Raw genomic sequence first — 23,035 nt, 5'->3', positions numbered from 1 at the left:
TCAGCATAGAATCATTCGGCAAAAAGGGATGTTTTTTACGTGATCCATGGCGTGGTGATACTGCTCTGGTTGGGGCTCTGTGCATGGCAGGACATGCATCAACGGCAAATCGCCAACGGCTTGACCCTGGGGGCGGCGCTGCTGGCGCTGTTCTACCTGTTATGGACGGGCACCACCTGGCTCGGAGCGCCCGCCGGCGAAGGTGGCTGGGCCTTTGCCGTGGCACTGCTGCTGACCTTGCCCGGCTATGCGCTGGGCCGCTTTGGCGCGGGTGATGTGAAGCTGCTGGCCGCCCTGGCGCTGGCCAGTACGCTGGACTATTTATTGTGGTCTTTGATCGGCGCAGCGCTGTTCCAAAGTGGCTGGGTGCTTTTCCGTCAAAGGCTTAGCGCACCTCTTCAAGGTGCGGCTACGGGAGCGTCAACAAAACAGCCTTTTGCGCCCTTTGTATTGACTGGGTTTGGACTATATTGGTTTTGGATCCATTAGGCTGACGAGGTCTCTATCGCGGTGTACAGAGTCGGAAAGTAGGTCTACGTTTATTAACTGGATGTATAGGATTTTTTGTCAAAAGGGATCGATCAATCTTTTGGCTTTCCAGGCATGGAGTGGCGCGTGAACAAGCTTACCTCAGCGGTGAAAGTGCTCGTGGTCGACGATCAGCCGATGATCGTGGAAGAGCTCTGCGAATTTCTTGAAGGCAGTGGTTACCGCTGCGTCCCTTGTGAATCCAGTCGGCATGCGTTGCAACGCTTCGGCGAGGATGCCGACATCGGCTTGGTCCTGTGCGACCTGCATATGCCGGACATGGATGGCATCGAGCTGGTGCAGGCCATGCAGAAGGTAGCGGGCAAGCAGCGGGCGTTCGAAGCGATCATGCTGACCGGACGTGCCGACAAGCAGGACGTGATCAAGGCCCTGCGCGCAGGAATCTCGGATTACTACCAGAAGCCGATCAACCTCGATGAGTTGCTCGAAGGCCTGCAACGCCAGGAAGCGGCGTTGGAAGAACGGCAAAAAGAGCTGCAACTGGGGCACTTGAACCAGAAGCTGCAATACCTCTCCGAATCCATCAATGACCTGTACCAGGACCTCGATAAAGTGCGCCGCAGCCCAAGCCCCGGCTTGGTGGACGATGGCGAGCCGGTCGCCGAAGAGGCTGGACCAGTGGAGATTCCGACCATCTTCAACCAGCTGTCACCGCGCCAGCTCGATGTGGCTCGTCTGGTGGGCAAGGGCCAGACCAACTACCAGATTGCCTGTGAGCTGGGGATCACCGAGAACACCGTCAAGCTGTACGTGTCTCAGGTGCTGCGCCTCACCCACATGCACAACCGCACCCAGCTGGCGTTGGCCTTGTCACCGAATAACTCGGCGATGCGCCAACGGGTCACCGCCCACTAGGGTGTCACTGGCTCTTCCCGCCTTGGGAAGACCCTCCCGACTCCGATTCAAAGAACTCCGGAATCGGATGCTTATTGCTGTCCAGCCAGCGCTGAAAGGCTTGCTCCCGTTCTGCGGGAGTGGTCCTTTGCGGTGTCGCCGAAGCGGCCCGACCATTGACCTGCAAGGCCAGCCAGTTTTCCGTCTCCGCTTGTTGCGGGGACGACGGGCCAGGTTCGAGAGCCAGTGCGCTCAGCGGCAGCAGCGCCAGGCCAATAAGGTAATGTGCTTTCATCAATCACTCCTTACTTGAGGGTCACCGGCAGGGCATCGCTCACCGCCGCTACTTTGCGCGTCGCCGCGCGGGAGCCCTTGAGTTTTTCCGCGCGTGCCTGGGCAACGGTGACTTGCTCGGGGTTCAGGCCCAACTGGCTGACCACTTTCGCCGCTTGCCCCCAGTCGTCCTGATAGATCAACAGCGTCACCAGGTTGACGGCGGCCAAAGGATCGCCCTGCTTGAGCTCGATGGCGGTCATGAATTCAAAGCGAGCGTCTTCCAGGCGCAACTGGTTGAGGTACACCACGCCCAAGTCATTGCGGATCTTTTCGTCCGTGGGCGCCAGCCGCGCCGCTCGTTGCATATGGGCCATCGCTTGGTCGTTGTCGCCCTTGGCCGCGGCCAATTGCCCCAGGCCGTGTTCGCCTTCAGCGGTCATGCAGGTGCCGAGCAGGCTGCGGTACAACGGCTCGGCCTCGCTGCGCCCCAGCAAGCGGTAATTGCGGGCCTTGCGCTGGCGCACCTGGGGCAAGGACTCGGGCTGGCTTTGCAGGTTGGCGAGGCTGGCGTGCAGCTTGCCTTCGTTGGCCAGGTCGTCCGACAGGTTGAGCGCCAATTCCTGGTCTGAACTCGGCTTGGCGCAACTGCCGGATGAGGTCATCGCGGCCCAGGGTGATTGGCCGTTGGTGGCGCAGCCGCCGAGCATCAGCAGGGCCACGCCGGCAATCAGTACTTTCATCAACGTCTCCTCAAAAGTGATTCAAAGCGCTGGCGATGCCGATAAACGCCGGGCCACCGAGCACGATCAGCAACGCGGGGAACAGAAACACCATCATCACCACTGACATTTTTGCCGACATCTTCGAGATGTACTCCTGCAGGCGAGTCAGGCGTCGGTCGTCGAGCAACTGCTTGAGCGCCAGCAAGGACTTCATCGCGCCGCCACCCTGATGGATCAATTGCTGCAGGATGATGCAGGTGTCGGTGAACTCATCCACTTCCAGCAAGCGCGCGGTCTTGCCCAGTTCTTCGCTCAGCTCCAGGCCGGAATCGACACGCGCCAGGATCAGCCGCAATTCATGGGTAAGCGCGGGTAGCAGGCGTTCGGCTTCGTTGCCCAGCACCCGCAGCGACTGCTCGACCGCCATGCCCGACTCGAACAAGATGCGCAGCAGCGGAATGAACGTTGAGATTTCTTTGGCGATGGCCTGCTGGCGATGTTTGGCCGCCGCAGCCAACACGCGTTTTGGGAGCAGGTAGCCGATGCCCAGCGCAAACATCGGGGCAATCCATGCAGGTTCTGCGTGAGGAAACAGCAGTTGCTGGCCGATGAGCGTCAGACCCAGCAGCACGATAGGCAAACCAATCTGGAAGGCAGCAAACAGCGAGCGCTGGCTAGCCTTGCGCCAGCCGACCCGGTTGAGCAGGATCTGCGTCTCGTTGTCCAGGCTGACCGAGCGCTGCGCCAGGGTGCTCGCGCCCAATTGACGTATGAGCGTGCCGATCCTTGCATCGCCGCTCATCCGCCCCTGCAAGCGTTCAGCCACCCGGCGTCTGCGACGTCGATTCTCGAGCACTTGGCCGCCCACCAATACCGCGGCGGCGAGCAACAACAAGGCGCAGGCCAAAAGTGCCATCTCAGACACTCCTCAGCATGCGCCACATGATAAAGGTGCCGCCGAGGTCCATTGCCAGCGCGGTGAACAGCATCATGCGCCCCGTGCCGTCGTTCCACATGGTCATCAAATAGCCGGGGTTGACCACCATGAAGTAACCCACGATCAACACGGGCAGGCCGCCCAGCACATAGGCCGTCATGCGCGTTTCGCCGGTCATGGCTTTGAGTTGACGGGCGCCTTGTTCCCGCTCGCGAATCATGTTGATCAGGTTTTCCAGCAATTCGCTGGCATTGCCGCCATAGCGATGGTTGACCTTCAAGCCAAGGGCAAACAGGCGGAATTCGTCCTGTTCGTAAAACTCGGCGAAGTCGCTGACCGAATCCGGCAGACTGATCCCCATGCGCACATTGCGTTGCACGCGACCCATGGCGTCCTTCAGTGGGTTTTCAACGCTCTCGACCCCGCCCAGTACGGCGTCTGCCAGGGTTCTGCCGGATTTGAGGCTGCGTACGCTATGGTCCAACAACTGTGGCAATTGCTCGACCATGCGCTGCACGCGCTGTTGATAACGCCAGCTGATAAATATGCGCAATGCCAGGGGCGGCCCCACGATCATGGCGATCAGGCCCAGCCCGTCGGCGAGCAACCAGCCCAGCAGTGCGCCGATGACCCAGGCGCTCAGCCACAGGCCCAAACGGTCCGTGGGTTTGCCCAGCCCCGCGCGCAGGAACATGCGTTCAAGGCCGGTCCATCTGGTACTCGGTTCCTGGGCCTCGGGCTGGCCATCGCCGAGGCGTTCCAACACGCGGTCCGTCTGTGCCTTGCGCAGGGCATGTTGAAGCTGCCAGAACGACAAGCCGATCAGCAGCAGGCAGACAAGCAGCAACACCGGTCCAGTCATCACGCGCTCCCTAGGGTGGCAAGGCCGATTCGCGGCGCAGTTTGTCGCCGGCCGGGTTGAGGGCTTCGCGCAAGAAACCAACGCCGGTGCGCCGGTCCAGGCGGAACAGGGTGTTGGTGACATACACGTCATCGCGCACGCCGACCACCTCCACCACCTCGCTCACGCAGCGACGGCCATCGGGCATACGCGTCAGTTGGATAATCACGTCCAGTGCGGCGCAGATCATCTGGCGCAAGGTTTTTTCCGCGATCACGCGACCGGTCAGGCCCACCAGGGTTTCCAGGCGCAGCAACGCATCCTGGGCATTGTTGGCGTGCACCGTGCTCATGGAGCCGTCGTGACCGGTGTTCATCGCAGTCATCACGTCGAGCACTTCCACACCACGGATTTCCCCGAGGATGATGCGGTCCGGGCGCATCCGCAAAGCGTTGCGGATCAGGTCGCTGGACCTGACCTCACCGTGTCCCTCAGCGTTGGGCGGACGGGTTTCCAGGCGGACCACGTGCGGGTGGCCCAGTTGCAGCTCGGCGACGTCTTCGATCGTTACCAAGCGCTCGTGGGGGTTGATCAACTGACTGAGGATATTCAGCAAGGTGGTCTTGCCGGTACCCGTACCGCCGCTGATCAGGATGTTGCAGCGCCTGCCCACGGCCTCCTGGAAGAACTCGAAAATGCTCTGGTCGATAGTCTGCATGGCCACCAGATCGCTGCTCTTGAGCATGTCTTTGCGAAACTTTCGAATCGACAGGCACGGGCCGTCCAGGGCAATCGGCGGGATGATCGCGTTCACCCGGCTGCCGTCGGGCAAGCGTGCATCCACCATCGGCGAGGACTCATCCAGGCGTCGGCCCAGCGGCGCGAGGATACGTTGCATCACGCGTTCCACGTGGTGGTCGTCGATGAAGCGCAAGTCACTCTGGTGCAGCAGGCCATCACGTTCGATAAACACCCGGTGCGGCCCGTTGACCAGGATTTCGGTGACCGACGGGTCGCGCAACAGCACTTCCAGCGGGCCGAAACCGGTGAGTTCGTCGACGATCTCTTCGGCCAGGCGCTCCATCTCATAGCGCGAAATCGCCAGGCGCATGCGCGTGATGTATTCCGACACCTTGTCGATGACAAATTGCGCCAGCGACTGGCGCGTGCCTTCGAGCAGGTTTTTGCCCGACTCCTCGATGGCGTCGATGATGTAGCGATGCAGCACCAGTTTCAGCCCATCGTGATCGCTGTTGCCGCTGACGCTGCGGGCCGGACCGCCAAACAGTTTTTCGCCGCTCATCGTCCCGCCCCCAGGATGCGTTCAAACCAGCGCATTGAGGGCTTAGCAAGGCCCTCGGAGCGTTTTGCCAGGCGCTCGCCCAAGGTGCGTACGGCTTGGGTCAGGGGTTCACGTGGGGCCAGGGCGAACAGGGTCTGGCCTTGGTTTTTCACGTTCAGGCGCAGCTCAGCGCTCAGGGGCAGCACGGCGACGCACTCAAGGCCGAAGCTTTTTTCCAGGGCGTCGGTGTCCGGCGCACAGGCCTTGATGTACCGGTCGATCACCAGCCTGGCGTGATCGAGCTTCATGCCTTTTTCGCGCCAGCGGCTGAGCACCGCGAGGTTGCGGCGACAGTCCAGTACGTTTTGGTCGGTGCACCACAGCAGCTTGTCGCAATGGCTGACAAAGGTGCGCAGCGCTTCACTGTCTGGCTGGCCGGTGATGTTCACGACGATGTGCTGGAAGTGTTGGCGCAGTGCGCTGAGTAACATGTACAGCTCGGCGGCGCTGGTCAGTTTGAGTGGCTCGTCACCGGTGGCGTACGCCAGGATGCGCAGGCCATCCAGGGCGGTGGTAAAGGCACTGTTGATCAACGTGGTATCAAGGCGGCGTAAATGCCGCAACGCATCACCGAAATTGAACGTGCTCTCCAGGCCCAGCAAGGCCAGGCTGTCGCTGCGGGGCAGGCCCAGGTCGAGCAGTAAGGTCTGCTGCCCGCTTTTCTGCACGACCATGGCCAGGTGGGTTGCCAGCATTGCGCCGTCAGCGTTGCTCTGAGTGCCAAACAGTACGGTCAGGCCCCCCAGCTGTGCATTGTGGGCGACGGTTGGCAGGCGCTTGCTCAGGCGTCGCACCAGCCCCGCCACTTCGCTGGAACGCGAGCCGTAGGCTACAAAGTCGCGGGCACCGGCGCGCATGGCGTTGAGTACCAGCTGGTTGTCCATGCCATCGCCGAGGGCGACCACGGCGAGCATCGGCTTGGCTTCCAGGGCACCTTCGATGAGCGCGCTCTGGGCCACGACGTTTTCCCGGTCGAGGCCGACGAACACCAGGTTGGCGAACGTCACGTCCACCAGCGCCAGCAGTTCGTCCAGGCTGCCGGTGCCGGCGCTGACGACTTGGCCAAGGGGCGCGAGGGCACCCTGCAGCCACTCCAGGTCGGTGGTGTTGCGCGTGATGGCGAGGAAGGTCTGGCTCAGGCTATCGCTCATTGGGAAAGTCCACTGCGACGGTCGAAATTACCGTTTTCCAGGAAGAACATCCGGTACCAGTTCGGGTCGTAGCCGCGCAGTTTTTCACCAGGCAGCGACGGCAGTTGGGCGTTGGCGGCCAACGGCTGCACCAGGTGCGGCGTGACGATCATCAGCAGTTCTTTTTCTTCGCGGCTGATGTTGGAGTCGCGGAAAAATGCCCCGAGGACCGGGATATCGCCCAGCCCGGGAAACTTGCTGATGGTGGAGCGGTTATTGGTACTGATCAGGCCACTGATCACGAAACTTTCGCCATCGGCCAGGGACACGCTGGTGTCGGTGCGGCGCACGGTCAGGGCCGGCACCTGGATGCCTTGGATCTGCACCGCGTTGCTGTAGTCCAGCTCACTGACTTCCGGCGCCACCTTGAGGGTGATGCGGTTGCGGTCAATCACGGTGGGGGTCAGGGTCAGGCGAATGCCGAACTCCTTGTACTCGATGGAGATGGTGTCGCTGCCGGCGCTGGGCACCGGGATCGGTACCTCGCCACCGGCCAGGAAGGACGCGCTCTGACCGCTCATGGCCACCAGGCTTGGGCGTGCCAGGGTGTAGGCGAAACCGCTGCGTTCCAGCGCGTTGATCATGGCTTTGACCCGGCCCCCGCCAAACCCGATGTTGAAACTCTCAGTGCTCACCGGCAGCTTGAAGACGCTCTCCGCGGGGGACAGGAGATTGGGGCTGCCAAGGAAGAAGTTTGTGCCAATGCCCAAAAACTTCGTGCTGGCTTCCTTGAGCTTGGTGCGGCTGACTTCCACAAAGCGGATATCGGTCTGCACCTGGCTGGGCAGCAGTGGGTCTTGCGATGGCGACAATGACAGGCTGGTCAGCGCCGAGGTGGCTTTGCCCTTGACGAACACCATGCTCTGGCGCGGCACGCTGGCACAGGCGGTCCACACCATCAGGCTGGTGGCGCCGCTGGTGACGCCGGTCAGCAGGAAGTGACGGTCGCCATTGACGCGCACATCGGCAATTTTCGGGTCGCCGATTGCCAGGCGCGTGATCGCCACTGGCGATTGCAGCTCTTGTTGCAGGCCTTCTCCCACTTCGACCACGGCCGGCAGTTGACCCAGGGCGCTGCAGTTGCCCGGCGCCGCCAAGGCCATGCCGACCGGCAGGCACGACAGCATCAAAGCCCAAGCCATTTGCGTGAACATGGGTGCGTAGCGATGGCTCATTCAAGGCATCCTTGCTCGATCACGGAGTTTGTGGCGCCGCTTGGGCACCGCGAATCACTTCAATGCCACGGCGCACGCCAGGCCCGCCACCGGCCGGCGCGATTCGTTTTGGCGGGCCGGTCAGGGCTAATTGGGTGAATTGGTAAAGGTCGCGGTTGGCGCTGTCGAGTTTCTCCGGCGCGTCGTTTTCGCCGGCCCAGTAGCGGCTGAGCAGTTGCTCCTCGGCGCTGCGTACGGCCAGGCGCAAGGTGCCGGCTTGCGCCGCGAGCATCAGGCGGCTTAATAAAGGCTCCGGCACGGCCAGCACCACGGTGCGTGCGGCGGCGCGGCGTTGGGCGGCTTGGACGCGCTCTTCGGCCGTGGCCGGCGGTGGCAGTGCGGGCTGGCCATCGTTGGCCAAACCCAACTGATCGCCGACGCTGAGCAGGCGCATCGCCGGAAGGGCAACCTGGGCCGATTGCTCGCTGTTGCTGGCATCCTGGCGCAGGAACAGCAACACATCCACGTAATCCCCGGGGGTCAACTGGCCGCCCGCGCCGATCACCTCATCCACGGCGACGGCCAGCGCGCGTTCATTGGGACGAATCATGCGCGCCAGCGGGCCACCGCCGCTGAAGCTGTCCTCGGTGAGCCAGGTGCCTGCACCCAGGGCGCGCAGCGGCATGCGGCCGAGGGCCTGGTCGAGTTGGGTCAGGCTGCCGGCAGGCACGGTGCGCAGTTTTTCCACCGCGAGGTCGGCGGCGGTCAGGGGAATAAAGGCGGGCACGTCATGCACCAGGACCACTACCGGTTGGCGGGTTTGGTCTTCAGCGGTGGCGACGGTGTTTTCCACGGAAACGACAGGTGCGGCGGGGGCTGCGACAGGTTCCGGTGCGCGGCTCAAAACAAGCCCCCAGTACCCGGCGATCAATGCCCCGATCAGCAACAAGCCGGCCAGGACCATGCTGATGCGACTGTTCATGACGGCTCTCCCTTTCCCCGTTGCACTACACACCCGTCTAATCCAAACGAGTTAATCCGCAACCTGGCTGTTATGAACATCTAACGATTTGGCTATTTGAAGGTAGCTCAGCTAGGACAAAAAGCCATTAACCCAGGAAAAAATTATCGGTCCTTTAAACCTCGCCTTTTAAACCCTACGTTTATGGCGCCAACGTTGCGACTAATACTTTGTGATTAATCCGTTCTTACAGTTGTGAGTCTGAGGTTTGTTGACAATGCTTTAGTGGCACGCCGTGATCATCTGGTGATAGAGCCCTTCCGGCTTTCAGTGGCGTTTTAGGGAGAAGTATTATGTTCCTTGACATGATGTTGAAACTTTATGTCCAGACGCAGTTGTTTTTTCAACGCAAAGACGGCGCGTCGGGTATTGAATACGCGATTATCGTGGCCATGGTTGCACTGGTGATCGTCGGTGCAGGTACAGGCCTTGGAACTAAGATCAAGTCCATCTTTGATAGCGTCGCTACTAAAATGACGACTTGATAGTCTGCTGATAACTGTGAGAAACACTCATTAACGTTCTTTCTGTCCAGGTACAGCCATGAGCGCCTCTTTTTCTTCCCGCCAACAAATTCTTTTGGTGGATGATGAAGAGGACGCCCTCATCGAACTCGCCGAGTCCCTCGAAAACGAGGGGTTTGTCTGTTTTACCGCCAACTCCGTCACCTTCGCCCTGCAAGAATTGACACTCCATCCCGACATCGCCCTGGTCATCACCGACCTGCGTATGCCCGAGGAAAGTGGCATTTCCTTGATCAAGCGCCTGCGCGAACACACCTCACGTTCTCATCTGCCCGTGATTGTGATGTCGGGCCATGCCGAAATGGATGATGTGAGCGACATGCTGCGTTTGCAGGTGTTGGACCTGTTCCGCAAGCCGATCTACCTGGTGCGGCTGATCGACACGTTGAACAACCTGTTTCCCCTTCCCAACGCTAAATCGTAGTGAGCGGGCTTGCCCCGCGCTGGGCTGCGCAGCAGCCCCATTGGCGGCGCTGAGTTTCCACAGTTGGAACGGAGGCGGCTGAATAGTGGGCTGCTGCGCAGCCCCGCGCGGGGCAAGCCCGCTCACTACAGTCAGAGCTGATAACTGAAGCTTAACGAGTAGCGCGGGCGTCGATCGAAGCTGTCCAGCGCTACGTCGGACATCGGCTTGGCGACTTCCAGCGCGATGTTGTAGTACTTGGCGTCGCCAAAGCGCAGCCCCACCGCTGCCGATGACATGTCGTTACCCTTGACCGGCAGGTCGTTGAACCAGGTCTTGGCGCGGTCGAACACCACGTAGGGTTGCAGGATCCTCACCCAGTCGCCGGCGCGGTTGTAGCTGTAGTTGACCTCGTACGCCACGCCCCAGCCTTTGTCGCCCGTGCCCTGGTCGTCGGGGTAGCCGCGCCCGAAGCTTTGCCCGCCGAAGGTGGCGCGTTCGCTGTCGGGCAGGTTGTCGTTACTCCAGTAGAGCGCACCGGACAGTACGCCTTGCCAGTTGTCGAGCAGCTTGTTGCTTTGCACGCCGGACAGGCGCAGGCGGAAGAAGTCGAGGTCGGGTTTAAGACCGCCGAAATCCGTGTGAGTCGTGGCGCCCATGCCATTGATGCCTTGGTACACACCGCCGCTGATGATGCGCAGCGACGTGGTGTCTGCCTTGCGCCAGTCTCCTTCGAAGGCCAGGGCGCGCAGGTCGGTTTGCAGTTCAAAGCGCTGGGGGAAGCCGTCCAGTGTGTAACGGGTGGTCTGGTCGACGGCATAGAGGCGCGTACCGAGGCTCAACGACTCCGTGGGCGAGGCGATAAAGGGGTGGCTGAGGCCGATTGAGTAACGGTCGATTTCCTGGTGCGGCTTGAGCTCGAAGCCATCACCCAGTTGCAGGCGGGTGCTGGGGTCGGCGCGGTAGCGTTCGCCCGAGAGCACCACCTGGGTGCCCTCGGCATTGATGAATTGGCTGTAGCTGGCGCGGTAGTAATGTTCTTTGTCTTCGCCAGGTGGAAACAGGCCGCTGAGGCTCAGTTGTTCGCCCATGGACGTCCATGAGTTGCTGGTGCCGGTCAGCAGCGCCTGGGTTCCGCCGCGGCTGGCCTCGTTGAGGCTCATGCTGGTGGTGAAGGGCTTGCGGCTGGCGGTGATCTGCATGTGAGTGCCGCCGTCTGTCGTGCTTGGCGGAGGCACTTGCGCCTGCAAGGTCACGCCTGGGATGGCGCTCATCAGGGTGGTGTAGCGCTCGAAGGTCTTGCGCGTGAGTGGGCGCTCGGCCGTGAGTTTTCCCGCCAGTTTGTCGACGTAGGACGAGACGGCGCCGATGTCGCCTTGCAGCTGGTAATCGCGGATGTAGCCTTCGACCAGCACCACCTGCACCAGGCCGCCTTCGAAGCGTTGTTCCGGCAGGAAGGCGTAGGACAGCAGGTAGCCGTCTTCCTGGTAGCGCCGGGTGATGTTGCGGGTGGCTTCGATCAATTGCGCCAGGTTGGTTTCATGGCCAATCAGCGGCTCGAATACCTGGGCGATGTCCTTGAGTGGGTAAACCGTTCCGCCGTCGATCTGCAGTTTTCGAATGGTCACTTTGCTGTCCATCAGCAACGGCTGCCCGGCGGTGGGGGCTGGCACCGGCACCTGGGTGGGCGTCGCGGCCGGTCGGTAGGCATCGGCGGGCAGGTTGGGCACCGGAAGGTTACGGATGGTGTCGTTGCTGTTGAGGAAGCTGGGTAGGGTATCGGCGTGGGCGTAAGCACTGAGGGTGAGCAATAACAACGGTGTCAAAGCGCGCATAGGACACTCCATGGTCAAAATTGCTGCAGCGTTTCGCAGATGCCCGCCGGGCTCTGGGGGCGCGGTTCGGGTGTTTTCAGGGGTCGATCATTGACCCCTAAAAAAGACGAGAGACTTAGTGGGTCTCTCGTCTCAACCAAGCGTAGGCGCTGTAGGTGAGGCCGTCTAATCGGCCAGGTGCAATTCTAATTTTTGCCGGTCAGGCCACCCAACAGCCCACCCAGCAGGCCCCCATTTGCACCGGCGCCTGCTCCTGCACCCGCAGAGGCACCGGCGCCGAGGTTCAGGCCTCCACCGAGCAAGCCACCACCGGTATTGGTGCCGCCGGTGACCAGGCCGCCGATCGACGCGACGGTGCCACCCACGGCGGTCACGGTGCCGCCCAGGGCGTTGGTGACCGGGTTGGCAGTAGTGCCGCTGATTTTGCCGCCGAGGCTGCCAACCGCGTTGCCCACATGGGTGACCAGGCCGTTGACCGGGGCGCCCAGGCCGGTGGAGCCGCCAATGGTTTGGGTCAGGCTCTGCACGCCGCTGGTCACAGGGTTGAGTGCATTGCCGATGGGGCCGGTCAGCCCTGCGACCGGAACGCTGGTTTTAGTGCTTGGCGTGCCACCACCGAGGGCGGCCACGGTGATGCCCGTTTTGACACCGGTGACGCCTGCTGCGCTGACCACGCCATTGGTGTTGCCAGCATCCAGGCCACCGCCGGCACCGGCGATCACGCCACCGATGAGTTCGGCGAGGCCCAGTTTATCGGTGCTGCCTGTACCGCTGTCGTCGCTGCCGCCGCTGGTGTCCGCATCAGGGTCGACATAACCGCGGGCCTTGTCGACCACGCCGCCAACGCCATTGAACACGTGGCCCACGGCGCCAGTCACGGGGTTGCCCGTGCCGCCTGCGCTGGCGACTTTATCGCCCAGGCCATCGACGGTATCGCCGACTTTTTCCAGCAGGCCGCTCACCGGCTTATCAAGGCCCGTCGCGTTGCCGACTTTAGCGGTGGTGTTTTCCACCAGGGAAACAACCGGCACCAGGACTTTCGCACCTGCCGCGTGGGTAACCGAACCCAGTGGGCCGCTGGTGCTCGCGGTACTCAGGGTGTCACCAAGCATGGTCACGGCATAGCCGACCTTGCCCACCACATTGCCCACCGCCGGTGCGGCGCCGCCGACCACCGGCACGTTCCCGAGCAGGGTGGCGACGTTGGCACCGGTCACGGTCACGCCATCTCCCAGGTCGGACACACCATTGGCCACGCCAGCGACGGTTTTGCCCAGTGCGTTACTGTCGGTACCCAGCGTCCCCAGGCCATCCGACAAGCCGCGTCCGATGGTGTCTACTGCGTTGCCGGTCGCCGTTACCAGGTCGCCAGCGGTTGCGCCAACGATCGGCAGGCTGCCAAGGGTAGTGCCCAGGCTCCTGAAGGTGTTGCTGAGGTCGGTCATGGTATCGCCGCCGGTATCGACCACGTCGGCAGTGACCAGTGAGGCTGAGCTGACGCCTGGATCGGTGCCGCCGCCAGTCCCGCCACCGCCGGCATCGGAGGAACCGCCGGAGGAACCACCGCTTTTATGCCCGCCACCACCGCTGCTGCAGCCGCCGAGTGCCAGTGCTACTGCCAGGGCCAGCGCGGTACTTGCTTTCCAAAACACGATTTGAGTTTTCATGATTGAGTTCCCTGCACCTGTACAACCTTGGTTGTCTTCAAGCGCTCGCTATTTCTTGGGATAGCGATGCGTTTGTCCGTGTGGCTATAACAGCCCCGGCGGCGCGCTCTCTCAATTATCTCTTTGGTATTAACGATTTATATACCGCTGCAATGAACCGGTTAAGCGACTAATGCCAAGGGTATAGGGGGAGGGTGTATCAAGATGTATATATTTTTGAAATCAAAGAGTTGAATAAAAAAGCGGACTTAAAAAAGTCCGCTATTACTTAAGGTGTATATATACAATTAATCAGTTTGTTTCAGGCTATCGGCCGCCACTTACCTACCATATGTTCAATGTCGCCAGCGCCTTTCAACCACAACTCACCGGTGGAACCGGCGGCGCTGGTTAATAACGTCACATCACCGGGCAGGCGCACGGGTTTCTTGAACTCGACGTCTATTTCGATATTGGCGGCGGGCAGGTGTTCGCTGAGGGCGGCGAGCGTGCGCGCCTTGTTCCATAACCCGTGAGCAATGGCCTGAGGGAAGCCGAACAGCTTGGCGGTCAGGGCGCTGAGGTGGATCGGGTTGTAGTCACCGGAGACCCGTGCATAACGGCGGCCGATGTCGGCAGGGGCTTTCCAGCGGGTCAGTTCGTTGACATGGGTCGGGGAAGGCTGGGCGTGATCCTCTGCGTCACCTTCCAGTTTCACGCCCCGGCACAGCATGCGGCTCTCAGCTTCCCAGAGCAGGCCGAGGGAATCCTCGACGCTGGTCACTAATTCAAAGGTCGCGCCTTTGGGGTGGGGCTTGAGGTTTTGTGTGTGCACGCTGATGGACAGCTCGCTGACGCCGCCCAGAGGACGGTGAATGCGGATGCGATTATTCAGGTGAATCAACCCCAGCAGTGGGAAGGGAAAGTTGCTGTCCGTCAGCAGCTGCATCTGCAAACCAAACGCCAGGATATGCGGATAAGTTGCCGGCAGAATCGGGCTGTCGGTAAAACCACAGACCTTGCGATACGCCGCCACCTGCTTAGGGTCGATGCTCACCCGACAGCGCAACCCCTGTTCGGGCAGGGTGTTGCCGGTAATCTTGCGCTTAAGCGCCGCGCGCCAATACAGCGGCGGCAGAAACGGCGTAGCGCCTAATGTCTTCCATTGCATGCCTATGCTCCCAGGATACTTTGCCCACACACCCGCAGCGCTTGCCCGCTGACCGCACCGGAACCCGGTTGGCCAAGCCAGGCCACCGCTTCGGCGACGTCTTGCGGCAAGCCACCCTGGCCCAGCGAACTCATGCGCCGCCCGGCCTCACGCAGCGCGAACGGAATATGCGCGGTCATCTGGGTTTCGATAAAACCGGGGGCCACGGCGTTAATGGTGATGCCGCGTTCCTTGAGCAATGGCGCCCAGGCTTGCGCGAGGCCGATCAACCCGGCCTTGCTCGCGGCATAGTTGGTTTGCCCACGGTTACCGGCGATGCCGCTGATCGATGCCAGCAGCACCACGCGGGCGTTGTCGTGCAGGGTGCCGCTGTCGAGCAAGGCCTTGGTCAATAGTTGCGGTGCGTTTAGATTGACCGCCAGCACCGCGTCCCAGTATTCCGGAGTCATATTCGCCAGGGTTTTATCGCGGGTGATACCGGCGTTGTGCACCAGGATGTCGAGGCCATCGGGCAGTTGTTCGATCAATTGGCTGGCGGCGTCTTCGGCGCAGATATCCAGCACCACGGTGCGGGCACCCAGGCGCGCGGCCAGGGCTTCGAGGTCGGCCTTGGCCTGCGGCACGTCGAGCAGGATGACCTCGGCGCCGTCGCGGGCCAGGGTTTCAGCGATAGACGCGCCAATGCCTCGGGCGGCGCCGGTGACCAGCGCCTTGCGCCCGGCCAGTGGTCGCGTCCAATCCTCAACGGGGGTGGCGCAGGCTTCCAGGCGAATCACCTGGCCGGAGATATACGCACTTTTCGGCGAGAGGAAAAAGCGCAGCGCGCCTTCCAGTTGGTCTTCGGCACCCTCGCCGACGTAGAGCAATTGCAACACGCCGCCATTGCGCAACTCTTTGGCCAACGAGCGGCTGAAACCTTCCAAGGCGAGCTGGGCGCTGGCGGCGAACGGGTCGCGGAGGCTCTCCGGCGCGCGGCCGAGGATCACCACGTGGGCGCTGTTATCCAGGTTTTTCAGCAACGGCTGGAAGAACTCGCGCAGTTGCTTGAGCGTGTCGGTGTGCTGCAGATCGCTGGCATCGAATACCACCGCCTTGAGTTTGGGGCCATGGCCGGGAATCCACGTCGAGGCTTGGCTGCCGTAGGTGTAGATAGCGTCGGTGAATTTGTGAGCAAACGCTTGCACGTTGGTTGCCAGCGCACCACCGCCCAGCAGCAACGCGCCTTCCACCGGACGCAGGCGCCCGGCTTGCCAGCGTTCCAGGCGTACCGGTGACGGCAGGCCAATGGCGGCGACCAGGCGATGGCCGAGGCTTGAGTTGGCGAAGTCGATATAACGGTCAGACATGGAACGCTCTCCGAAGGCTGGGGTTCAAAGGGTTGACCACCCCGGGGTGGCAGTCGTTCGATTGAGCCTAGGCTAGGCTTGATGATTCCACCCACAACCATCAGGAGCTTTCCATGACTCAATTGCGCCGTGTAGCGATCATTGGCGGTAACCGCATTCCTTTCGCTCGCTCCAATGGTCCGTATGCCACCGCGAGCAACCAGGCGATGCTGACGGCTGCGCTGGAAGGCCTGATCGAACGCTACAAGCTGCACGGCCTGCGCATGGGCGAAGTGGCGGCCGGCGCGGTGCTCAAGCATTCGCGCGACTTCAACCTTACCCGCGAATGTGTGCTGGGCTCGCGCTTGTCGCCGCAGACACCGGCCTATGACATTCAACAGGCCTGCGGCACCGGGCTGGAAGCCGCATTGCTGGTGGCCAACAAGATTGCCCTGGGCCAGATCGAATGCGGGATTGCCGGCGGGGTGGACACCACTTCCGATGCGCCCATCGGTGTAAATGAGGGCCTGCGCAAGATTCTGCTGCAAGCCAACCGCAGCAAATCCATGGCGGATAAATTAAAAGTCCTGTTACAACTTCGTCCCCATCACCTCAAGCCCGAACTGCCACGTAATGGCGAGCCGCGCACAGGCCTGTCCATGGGCCAACATTGCGAATTGATGGCGCAGACGTGGCAAATCCCCCGCGCCGAACAGGATCAGTTGGCCCTGGAAAGCCACCAGAAAATGGCCGCCGCCTACGCTGAAGGCTGGCACAACGATTTACTCACACCGTTCCTGGGCCTGACCCGCGACAACAACCTGCGCCCCGACCTGACCCTGGAAAAACTCGCCGCGCTTAAACCCGCCTTCGAGCGCAGCGAGAAGGGCACGCTGACTGCCGGCAACTCCACGCCCCTCACGGACGGCGCGTCGTTGGTACTGCTGGGCAGCGAAGCCTGGGCCAAGGAACGCGGCTTGCCAATCCTGGCGTATCTGCGCGATGGTGAAGCGGCGGCGGTGGATTTCGTCAACGGTGCCGAAGGCCTGCTGATGGCACCGGTATATGCCGTGCCGCGGCTGCTGGCGAGGAATGGCCTGACGCTGCAAGACTTCGATTACTACGAGATCCACGAAGCCTTCGCTGCCCAGGTTTTGTGCACACTCAAGGCCTGGGAAGATGCGGACTACTGCAAGACGCGCCTTGGGCTTGACGCGCCGTTGGGGGCCATCGACCGCAGCCGGCTTAATGTAAAAGGCAGTTCCCTGGCCGCCGGGCATCCGTTTGCCGCCACAGGTGGGCGTATCGTCGCCAATCTGGCCAAGTTGCTCGACGCAGCAGGTAAGGGGCGAGGCCTGATTTCGATCTGTGCCGCCGGCGGTCAAGGCGTGACGGCGATCATCGAGCGTTGATTGCGCCACAAATTGGCATATTGGATGCATTCTGAAGGGGTCAGAGGTCGGTAGCCTCTCCCACCGGCGAGCCGATTGCCGTATAACGAGTGCCACACGCGTGTTTGGTAATACAGGACCCACAATAAAAGCTGATGAAGACTCCTAAACGCATTGAACCCCTGATCGAAGACGGTCTGGTCGACGAAGTGCTGCGCCCACTCATGAGTGGTAAAGAAGCAGCTGTTTATGTGGTGCGCTGCGGCAACGAATTGCGTTGCGCCAAGGTTTACAAGGAGGCGAACAAACGAAGTTTTCGTCAAGCGTCCGAATACCAGGAAGGCCGTAAGGTCCGTAACAGTCGCCAGGCCCGGGCCATGGCCAAAGGCTCCAAGTTCGGCAAGAAAGAAACCGAAGATGCCTGGCAGAATGCCGAAGTGGCGGCGTTGTTCCGCTTGGCCGGCGCGGGCGTTCGCGTGCCCAAGCCTTACGACTTCCTGGAAGGCGTGCTGTTGATGGAGCTGGTGGCCGACGAGTATGGCGACGCCGCGCCACGTCTGAACGACGTGACGCTGGATCCGGACCAGGCGCGCGAATACCACGCCTTCCTGATCTCGCAGATCGTGCTGATGCTATGTACCGGCCTGGTGCACGGTGACTTGTCCGAGTTCAACGTACTGCTGACGCCAACCGGCCCGGTGATCATCGACCTGCCCCAGGCGGTGGATGCGGCGGGCAACAACCACGCGTTCAGCATGCTGGAGCGGGACGTGGGCAACATGGCTTCCTACTTCGGGCGTTTTGCTCCCGAGTTGAAGAAGACCAAGTACGCCAAGGAAATGTGGGCGCTGTACGAAGCCGGCACCTTGCACCCGGCCAGCGTCTTGACCGGCGAGTTCGACGAACCGGAGGAGTTGGCGGACGTGGGTGGTGTGATCCGCGAAATCGAAGCAGCGCGGCTGGATGATGAACGTCGTCAGGCGATTCGCGCGGCGGATGATGCGCCGCAGAGCAAAGTGTCGGACGAGCCACCGCCACCGCCGTGGATGCAGTAGTCAGAGCAACTGCGATCGAATGTGGGAGCTGGCTTGCCTGCGATAGCATCAACTCGGTGTGACTGACATACCGAGGTGTCTGCATCGCGGGCAAGCCCGGCTCCCACACAAGCCAGCTCCCACAGTTGTTTTGTGTACGCCTGGTCAGGCGCAACAGCTGCCCGATGCCAACTCCTTGAGAATCGGACAATCCGGCCGATGATCGCCCTGACAGTGCTCCACCAGGTCCTGCAATGTATCGCGCAGTTGTCCCAGTTCCAGAATCTTCTGGTTCAACTCTTCGATGTGTTGGCGCGCGAGCGCCTTCACGTCAGCGCTGGCCCGTTGCCGGTCCTGCCACAGGGTGAGCAACTTGCCGACTTCCTCCAATGAAAACCCCAAATCCCGCGAACGCTTGATAAACGCCAGGGTGTGCAAGTCATCCTGGCCGTACACGCGATAGCCACTGTCGGTGCGGTGGGCGGCTTTGAGCAGGCCGATGGATTCGTAATAGCGAATCATCTTGGCGCTGAGCCCGCTCTGGCGTGCGGCTTGGCCGATGTTCATGGGCGTTGATCCTCCAGATCCTTGGGTTTCCAAGTCTTCAACAGTAACGCATTGCTTACCACGCTGACGCTGGACAAGGCCATCGCGGCCCCCGCCAGCACTGGATTGAGCAGGCCAAACGCTGCCAGGGGAATGCCAATTAAGTTATACACAAAGGCCCAAAACAGGTTCTGGCGGATTTTTGCGTAGGTCTTGCGGCTGATCTCCAGCGCGGCCGGCACCAGGCGCGGATCGCCGCGCATCAGGGTGATACCGGCCGCGTGCATGGCCACGTCGGTGCCACCGCCCATGGCGATGCCGATATCGGCGGCGGCCAGGGCCGGGGCGTCGTTGATGCCGTCGCCGACCATCGCGACGACGTCGGTTTTCTTTAGTTCGGCGACGGCGGCGGCTTTGTCGGCGGGCAGCACTTCGGCATGCACATCATCGATGCCCAAGGCCTCGGCGACCACGCGGGCGCTGCCGCGATTGTCACCGGTGAGCAAATGGCTGCTGATGTGCTGGGCCTTGAGTTGCTGCACAGCCTCCAGCGCACCGGGCTTGAGGGTATCGCCAAACGCGAACAGCCCCAGCACACGCGGTTGCGCACCTTGCTCGATCAACCAGGACAAGGTACGCCCCTCGGCTTCCCACGCCTTGGCGGAGTCGGCAAGGTCGCCCATGCGTAAGCCGCTTTCTTCCAGCAGCCGACGATTGCCCAAGGCCAGCGGTTGCCCCTCAAGCGTGCCGGCGATACCGCGCCCGGTCAGGGATTGGCTGGCGCTCACGTCGGTCACGTTCAAGCCTTGTTCATGGCACGCATCCAGCACGGCCTTGGCCAACGGGTGTTCGCTGCCGCGTTGCAACGCGCCGGCTTTTTGCAGCAGCAGCGCTTCATTGCCATCCACTGCCGCCAAGTGGGCGATTTTCGGCGTGCCTGAGGTGAGGGTGCCGGTCTTGTCAAAGACCACGGCGCTGACTTCATGGGCGCGTTCCAGGGCTTCGGCGTCCTTGATCAGGATGCCGTGGCGTGCAGCGACGCCTGTACCGGCCATGATCGCGGTGGGAGTGGCCAGGCCCAGGGCGCACGGGCAGGCGATCACCAGTACCGCTACGGCATTGATGATCGCGGTCTCCAGGGACGCGCCATACAGCCACCAGCCGATCAAGGTGACGGAGGCCAGCACCAACACGGCAGGGACGAACACCTGGCTGACTTTATCCACCAGTTTCTGGATCGGCGCCTTGGCGGCTTGTGCGTCTTCCACCAGGCGGATGATCCGCGCCAGCACGCTTTCGGCGCCGAGGGCCAGCGTGCGCACCAACAGGCGGCCTTCACCGTTGATGGCGCCGCCGGTGACTTTATCGCCGGTCTGCTTGGGCACCGGCAGGCTTTCGCCGCTGATCAAGGCTTCATCGGCATGGCTTTGACCGTCCACCACTTCGCCGTCCACCGGGAAGCGTTCGCCGGGTTTGACCAGCACCAGGTCATTGAGCTTCAAAGCGCTGATGGCGACGTCTTCTTCGCGACCGTCGAGCACTCGAATCGCCCGTTCGGGACGCAGGGCTTCCAGGGCGCGGATGGCGCTGGCGGTCTGGCGTTTGGCACGGCTCTCCAGGTATTTACCCAGCAGCACCAGCGCGATCACCACCGCCGAGGCTTCGAAGTACAGGTGCGGCGCCATGCCTGGGTGGGCCGTGAGCCATTCATAAATGCTCAGGCCGTACCCGGCGCTGGTGCCGATGGCCACCAGCAGGTCCATATTGCCAGCGCCGGCCCGCACGGCTTTCCAGGCGGCGATATAGAAGCGCGCGCCAAAGATGAATTGCACCGGTGTGGCCAGGGCGAACTGCGCCCAGGCGGGCAACATCCAGTGCAGGCCAAAAGGTTCCACCAACATGGGCAGCACCAACGGCAGTGCCAGCAGGATCGCCAGCAGCAACGCCCAACGCTCGCGATGCAGGCGCTGGGCTTGATTGGCTTCGGTGGCCGTTTCGCTTTGGGGTAGGGTGGCGGTGTAGCCGGCCTTGTCGACGGCGGCGATCAGCACGCTGGCGTCCATTTGGCCAAGCACTTCAACATGGGCACGTTCGTTGGCCAGGTTGACGCTGACGCTTTGCACCCCCGGCACTTTGCCCAGCGCGCGCTCGACCCGGCCGGCACAGCTGGCGCAGGTCATGCCGCTGATGGGCAGGTCAAAGGTGGTGGATCCATTCATGGGGCAGTCCTCCAGGAGAAGTTGCCCCTAGGATCAACCTTGACCTGTGGGGAAGGTCAAGCGCCGTTAATATTCCAGTGCGGCGGGTTTGAGGTACATGCCGTCGGGGCCCTGGGCGATGCGCAATTTGCGCACGTCACCGACCTTGAGCGTGATGTTCTGCGCGGGTGGCGCGAGCAGGCCTGGCAGGCAACCTGGGGATTGGCCCGGTAGCAGCTTCAAGCGCAACGACAGGTTGCCCGCCGGCAGGTTGAACGACGTGGCTTGCTCCTGGAACAACCGGCCGGCCAGTTGATCATTCAGGTATAGGCCGATCTCGCAGTTGGTCGGCACTTCCAGGCGTTCCCGGGAAATGATCAGCACCGCATAGTCTTCTGCGGCAACGGCCTGGGGCGCAGCGGCAGACAAGCTCATCAGGCCGGCAAGGGCAAAAAAAGACCAGCGCATAGCGAATGCTCCGTGGTTTGAATCGAAGAGGAATGAAGCTTGGCCTTTGAGGCCGCCAAATACCAGCCCGGCAGAAGTTTTCAGAACTTGACCTTACCATCGTGGCAAGGTCGAGACTGGGTTCAACCTCATCAAAGGAGTCATGTCATGCAAGTATTCAGCGTTGAAGGAATGACCTGCGGCCATTGCGTTCGAGCGGTGACCCAGGCGCTGCAGAGCCAGGACCCGGCGGCCAGCGTAAAGGTCGACCTGGCGGCAAAGGAGGTCGGCGTCGAGAGCCGCCTGTCTGCCGAACAGGTGATCAGCCTGATCACGGAAGAAGGCTACAGCGCCAAGCTTGCCTGACGGGTAAAAATAGTTAGCGAGCTATCGTGTTCAATGCGCCCAAGCGCGGCTAGACTGTCGGGCTGCCGTTTGACTTGGGTGCCCGATGAACCTTCGCATAATCCTGATTCTGGGCGCCTTGAGCGCCTTCGCTCCGTTGGCGATCGATTTTTACCTGCCGGGCTTCCCGGCAATGGCCAAGGCCTTTGCCACCGATGAAAAACACATCCAGCTGACCCTGGCGGTGTACTTCGCTGGCCTGGCCATCGGCCAGTTGATCTATGGCCCACTCGCGGACCGCTTTGGTCGACGCGGCCCGCTGCTCAGTGGTGTCACTCTGTTTACGCTGGCCTCCTTTGCCTGCGCCTTCGCGCCGTCCCTGGAATGGCTGATCGGCGCGCGTTTCGTGCAGGCCCTCGGTGGCTGCGCCGGCATGGTGATTTCCCGCGCGGTGGTCAGCGACAAATGCGATGCGGTGGGCTCGGCCAAAGTGTTTTCCCAATTGATGCTGGTCACCGGCCTGGCGCCGATCCTCGCGCCGCTGGCTGGCGGTGTGATGGTGGGATTATGGGGCTGGCAGTCGATTTTCCTGGCGCTGTCGATATTCAGCGTGATGGCGGCAATCGCCGTGGCGATCGGGCTGCCGGAAACCTTTCCGGCCCATCAGCCGCGCCAGCCGTTGTCCGGGTCGTTACGTCGCTACGGCTCGCTGTTGTCCGATCGGGTTTACCTGGGTTACGCGCTCACCGGCGGTATTTCGATTGCCGGGATGTTTGCCTACATTGCCGGTTCACCGTTCGTGTTTATCCAACTCTACGGCGTGCCAGCCGAGCATTACGGCTGGCTGTTTGGCTCTAATGCCGCAGGCTTTATCCTGGTGGCACAGGTGAATGCGCGGTTGCTGGCCAAGCGTGGCCCGGCGTACCTGCTGTCGCGCAGTGTGTGGGTTTACCTGTTGGCGGCGTTGACGCTGCTCGGCATCACGGCCTTACGCACCGAAGCGCTGTGGCCGTTGCTGGTGCCGCTGTTTATCTGCATCGCGAGCCTGGGCTGCATTTTGCCCAATACCTCGGCGTGTGCCATGGGCGGGCAGGGTGCACGCGCCGGTAGCGCGTCGGCGCTGCTCGGGTGCATTCAGTTTGGCGTGGCGGCGGGCGCTGCTTCATTAGTGGGTCTGCTGCACGACGGCACGGCGATGCCGATGGCCATCGTCATCAGCCTGTGCGGTGTATTGGCGGTAACGATTGCGATGTCGACCCAGCGCCTGCAACGGGCGAGGGCCGAGCAGGCGCAGGGCTGAAGCG

Annotated in this window: 23 protein-coding genes; 8 read left to right on the top strand and 15 right to left on the bottom strand. The window is 61.8% G+C overall.

The window, feature by feature from the left end; genetic code table 11:
• Positions 1-39 precede the first annotated feature (39 nt).
• Complete coding sequence (locus BFP95_RS06615) at positions 40-489, top strand: prepilin peptidase (RefSeq protein ID WP_065889034.1); 450 nt, start codon at positions 40-42, stop codon at positions 487-489.
• A 126-nt stretch (positions 490-615) separates the two neighbouring features.
• Entirely contained in the window at positions 616-1,404 is a 789-nt protein-coding gene (locus BFP95_RS06610) for a response regulator transcription factor (protein WP_065889032.1), read from the top strand.
• A 4-nt stretch (positions 1,405-1,408) separates the two neighbouring features.
• On the opposite strand, the gene BFP95_RS06605 is transcribed toward BFP95_RS06610, so the two are convergent.
• Genes BFP95_RS06605 through cpaB form a run of 8 tightly spaced genes read right to left on the bottom strand, consistent with a single transcriptional unit; the run spans position 1,409 to position 8,827 of the window.
• Positions 1,409-1,678, bottom strand: coding sequence for a DUF3613 domain-containing protein (locus BFP95_RS06605; protein ID WP_065874272.1), 270 nt, complete (start codon positions 1,676-1,678; stop codon positions 1,409-1,411).
• A gap of 10 nt (positions 1,679-1,688) precedes the next feature.
• Positions 1,689-2,399 (bottom strand): tetratricopeptide repeat protein, encoded by a 711-nt coding sequence (locus BFP95_RS06600; RefSeq protein ID WP_065874271.1) that lies wholly within the window; start codon positions 2,397-2,399, stop codon positions 1,689-1,691.
• Positions 2,400-2,409: 10 nt separating this feature from the next.
• Complete coding sequence (locus tag BFP95_RS06595) at positions 2,410-3,297, bottom strand: type II secretion system F family protein (protein ID WP_065874270.1); 888 nt, start codon at positions 3,295-3,297, stop codon at positions 2,410-2,412.
• Position 3,298: 1 nt separating this feature from the next.
• Complete coding sequence (locus BFP95_RS06590) at positions 3,299-4,180, bottom strand: type II secretion system F family protein (protein ID WP_065874269.1); 882 nt, start codon at positions 4,178-4,180, stop codon at positions 3,299-3,301.
• Between the two features lie 10 nt (positions 4,181-4,190).
• A complete protein-coding gene (locus BFP95_RS06585) occupies positions 4,191-5,462 on the bottom strand; it encodes a CpaF family protein (RefSeq protein ID WP_065874268.1) in 1,272 nt (423 codons plus the stop codon).
• Positions 5,459-6,652, bottom strand: a complete 1,194-nt coding sequence (locus BFP95_RS06580) for a pilus assembly protein (protein WP_065874267.1) — start codon at positions 6,650-6,652, stop codon at positions 5,459-5,461. Before BFP95_RS06580 ends, BFP95_RS06585 begins: the two co-directional genes overlap by 4 nt.
• Positions 6,649-7,866, bottom strand: a complete 1,218-nt coding sequence (locus tag BFP95_RS06575) for a type II and III secretion system protein family protein (protein WP_065909640.1) — start codon at positions 7,864-7,866, stop codon at positions 6,649-6,651. The genes BFP95_RS06580 and BFP95_RS06575 overlap by 4 nt, the downstream gene beginning before the upstream one ends.
• Before the next feature lie 19 nt (positions 7,867-7,885).
• On the bottom strand, positions 7,886-8,827 hold the full coding sequence (gene cpaB / locus BFP95_RS06570; protein WP_065889029.1) for a Flp pilus assembly protein CpaB: 942 nt from the start codon (positions 8,825-8,827) through the stop codon (positions 7,886-7,888).
• A 332-nt stretch (positions 8,828-9,159) separates the two neighbouring features.
• Here cpaB and BFP95_RS06565 point away from each other — a divergent pair, with 332 nt between their 5' ends.
• Together BFP95_RS06565 and BFP95_RS06560 are read left to right on the top strand one after the other, a co-directional pair.
• Positions 9,160-9,351: a Flp family type IVb pilin gene (locus tag BFP95_RS06565; RefSeq protein ID WP_065874264.1), complete on the top strand. Its 192-nt coding sequence runs from the start codon at positions 9,160-9,162 to the stop codon at positions 9,349-9,351.
• A gap of 58 nt (positions 9,352-9,409) precedes the next feature.
• Positions 9,410-9,814, top strand: coding sequence for a response regulator (locus tag BFP95_RS06560; protein WP_065874263.1), 405 nt, complete (start codon positions 9,410-9,412; stop codon positions 9,812-9,814).
• A 131-nt stretch (positions 9,815-9,945) separates the two neighbouring features.
• Here the strand turns inward: BFP95_RS06560 and BFP95_RS06555 are convergent, their stop codons facing one another.
• The 4 genes from BFP95_RS06555 to BFP95_RS06540 all read right to left on the bottom strand — a co-directional run bounded on the left by BFP95_RS06555 (position 9,946) and on the right by BFP95_RS06540 (position 15,791).
• Entirely contained in the window at positions 9,946-11,628 is a 1,683-nt protein-coding gene (locus BFP95_RS06555) for a ShlB/FhaC/HecB family hemolysin secretion/activation protein (RefSeq protein WP_065874262.1), read from the bottom strand.
• Positions 11,629-11,813: 185 nt separating this feature from the next.
• On the bottom strand, positions 11,814-13,295 hold the full coding sequence (locus BFP95_RS06550) for a collagen-like triple helix repeat-containing protein (protein WP_065909638.1): 1,482 nt from the start codon (positions 13,293-13,295) through the stop codon (positions 11,814-11,816).
• 301 nt (positions 13,296-13,596) lie between these two features.
• A complete protein-coding gene (locus BFP95_RS06545; RefSeq protein ID WP_065909637.1) occupies positions 13,597-14,445 on the bottom strand; it encodes a MaoC family dehydratase in 849 nt (282 codons plus the stop codon).
• Between the two features lie 2 nt (positions 14,446-14,447).
• On the bottom strand, positions 14,448-15,791 hold the full coding sequence (locus BFP95_RS06540; RefSeq protein WP_065879950.1) for a 3-oxoacyl-ACP reductase: 1,344 nt from the start codon (positions 15,789-15,791) through the stop codon (positions 14,448-14,450).
• A gap of 113 nt (positions 15,792-15,904) precedes the next feature.
• On the opposite strand from BFP95_RS06540, the gene BFP95_RS06535 reads away from it, so the two are divergent.
• Both BFP95_RS06535 and BFP95_RS06530 read left to right on the top strand, forming a co-directional pair.
• The gene (locus BFP95_RS06535; RefSeq protein WP_065874258.1) at positions 15,905-17,182 is read left to right on the top strand and encodes an acetyl-CoA C-acetyltransferase; all 1,278 of its coding nucleotides are present in this window, start codon (positions 15,905-15,907) and stop codon (positions 17,180-17,182) included.
• A gap of 134 nt (positions 17,183-17,316) precedes the next feature.
• Complete coding sequence (locus BFP95_RS06530; protein WP_065874257.1) at positions 17,317-18,216, top strand: PA4780 family RIO1-like protein kinase; 900 nt, start codon at positions 17,317-17,319, stop codon at positions 18,214-18,216.
• A 144-nt stretch (positions 18,217-18,360) separates the two neighbouring features.
• On the opposite strand, the gene cueR is transcribed toward BFP95_RS06530, so the two are convergent.
• The 3 genes from cueR to BFP95_RS06515 all read right to left on the bottom strand — a co-directional run bounded on the left by cueR (position 18,361) and on the right by BFP95_RS06515 (position 21,407).
• On the bottom strand, positions 18,361-18,762 hold the full coding sequence (gene cueR / locus BFP95_RS06525) for a Cu(I)-responsive transcriptional regulator (RefSeq protein ID WP_010213432.1): 402 nt from the start codon (positions 18,760-18,762) through the stop codon (positions 18,361-18,363).
• On the bottom strand, positions 18,759-20,960 hold the full coding sequence (locus BFP95_RS06520; RefSeq protein ID WP_065874256.1) for a heavy metal translocating P-type ATPase: 2,202 nt from the start codon (positions 20,958-20,960) through the stop codon (positions 18,759-18,761). Before BFP95_RS06520 ends, cueR begins: the two co-directional genes overlap by 4 nt.
• Before the next feature lie 66 nt (positions 20,961-21,026).
• The gene (locus tag BFP95_RS06515; RefSeq protein ID WP_065874255.1) at positions 21,027-21,407 is read right to left on the bottom strand and encodes a hypothetical protein; all 381 of its coding nucleotides are present in this window, start codon (positions 21,405-21,407) and stop codon (positions 21,027-21,029) included.
• A 147-nt stretch (positions 21,408-21,554) separates the two neighbouring features.
• Here BFP95_RS06515 and BFP95_RS06510 point away from each other — a divergent pair, with 147 nt between their 5' ends.
• Both BFP95_RS06510 and BFP95_RS06505 read left to right on the top strand, forming a co-directional pair.
• Positions 21,555-21,752, top strand: coding sequence for a heavy-metal-associated domain-containing protein (locus BFP95_RS06510; RefSeq protein WP_065874254.1), 198 nt, complete (start codon positions 21,555-21,557; stop codon positions 21,750-21,752).
• A gap of 85 nt (positions 21,753-21,837) precedes the next feature.
• Positions 21,838-23,031, top strand: coding sequence for a multidrug effflux MFS transporter (locus BFP95_RS06505; RefSeq protein WP_065879953.1), 1,194 nt, complete (start codon positions 21,838-21,840; stop codon positions 23,029-23,031).
• Positions 23,032-23,035 lie beyond the last annotated feature (4 nt).

This window comes from Pseudomonas sp. 58 R 12, from assembly GCF_900005865.1.
Lineage (GTDB): Bacteria > Pseudomonadota > Gammaproteobacteria > Pseudomonadales > Pseudomonadaceae > Aquipseudomonas > Aquipseudomonas tritici.
Note: the sequence above shows the minus strand (reverse complement) of the source record. Positions and strands in the feature narration are given on the sequence as shown.

What these genes read in the sequence shown, in the direction of transcription:
- BFP95_RS06605 (WP_065874272.1), bottom strand. Translation starts at nt 1,678, where the DNA reads ATGAAAGCACATTACCTTATTGGCCTGGCGCTGCTGCCGCTGAGCGCA.
- BFP95_RS06600 (WP_065874271.1), bottom strand. Translation starts at nt 2,399, where the DNA reads ATGAAAGTACTGATTGCCGGCGTGGCCCTGCTGATGCTCGGCGGCTGC.
- BFP95_RS06590 (WP_065874269.1), bottom strand. Translation starts at nt 4,180, where the DNA reads ATGACTGGACCGGTGTTGCTGCTTGTCTGCCTGCTGCTGATCGGCTTG.
- BFP95_RS06585 (WP_065874268.1), bottom strand. Translation starts at nt 5,462, where the DNA reads ATGAGCGGCGAAAAACTGTTTGGCGGTCCGGCCCGCAGCGTCAGCGGC.
- BFP95_RS06545 (WP_065909637.1), bottom strand. Translation starts at nt 14,445, where the DNA reads ATGCAATGGAAGACATTAGGCGCTACGCCGTTTCTGCCGCCGCTGTAT.
- BFP95_RS06520 (WP_065874256.1), bottom strand. Translation starts at nt 20,960, where the DNA reads ATGAATGGATCCACCACCTTTGACCTGCCCATCAGCGGCATGACCTGC.
- BFP95_RS06565 (WP_065874264.1), top strand. Translation starts at nt 9,160, where the DNA reads ATGTTCCTTGACATGATGTTGAAACTTTATGTCCAGACGCAGTTGTTT.
- BFP95_RS06535 (WP_065874258.1), top strand. Translation starts at nt 15,905, where the DNA reads ATGACTCAATTGCGCCGTGTAGCGATCATTGGCGGTAACCGCATTCCT.
- BFP95_RS06530 (WP_065874257.1), top strand. Translation starts at nt 17,317, where the DNA reads ATGAAGACTCCTAAACGCATTGAACCCCTGATCGAAGACGGTCTGGTC.
- BFP95_RS06595 (WP_065874270.1), bottom strand. Translation starts at nt 3,297, where the DNA reads ATGGCACTTTTGGCCTGCGCCTTGTTGTTGCTCGCCGCCGCGGTATTG.
- BFP95_RS06550 (WP_065909638.1), bottom strand. Translation starts at nt 13,295, where the DNA reads ATGAAAACTCAAATCGTGTTTTGGAAAGCAAGTACCGCGCTGGCCCTG.
- BFP95_RS06505 (WP_065879953.1), top strand. Translation starts at nt 21,838, where the DNA reads ATGAACCTTCGCATAATCCTGATTCTGGGCGCCTTGAGCGCCTTCGCT.
- BFP95_RS06540 (WP_065879950.1), bottom strand. Translation starts at nt 15,791, where the DNA reads ATGTCTGACCGTTATATCGACTTCGCCAACTCAAGCCTCGGCCATCGC.
- BFP95_RS06580 (WP_065874267.1), bottom strand. Translation starts at nt 6,652, where the DNA reads ATGAGCGATAGCCTGAGCCAGACCTTCCTCGCCATCACGCGCAACACC.
- BFP95_RS06560 (WP_065874263.1), top strand. Translation starts at nt 9,410, where the DNA reads ATGAGCGCCTCTTTTTCTTCCCGCCAACAAATTCTTTTGGTGGATGAT.
- BFP95_RS06555 (WP_065874262.1), bottom strand. Translation starts at nt 11,628, where the DNA reads ATGCGCGCTTTGACACCGTTGTTATTGCTCACCCTCAGTGCTTACGCC.
- cpaB (WP_065889029.1), bottom strand. Translation starts at nt 8,827, where the DNA reads ATGAACAGTCGCATCAGCATGGTCCTGGCCGGCTTGTTGCTGATCGGG.
- cueR (WP_010213432.1), bottom strand. Translation starts at nt 18,762, where the DNA reads ATGAACATCGGCCAAGCCGCACGCCAGAGCGGGCTCAGCGCCAAGATG.
- BFP95_RS06515 (WP_065874255.1), bottom strand. Translation starts at nt 21,407, where the DNA reads ATGCGCTGGTCTTTTTTTGCCCTTGCCGGCCTGATGAGCTTGTCTGCC.
- BFP95_RS06575 (WP_065909640.1), bottom strand. Translation starts at nt 7,866, where the DNA reads ATGAGCCATCGCTACGCACCCATGTTCACGCAAATGGCTTGGGCTTTG.
- BFP95_RS06510 (WP_065874254.1), top strand. Translation starts at nt 21,555, where the DNA reads ATGCAAGTATTCAGCGTTGAAGGAATGACCTGCGGCCATTGCGTTCGA.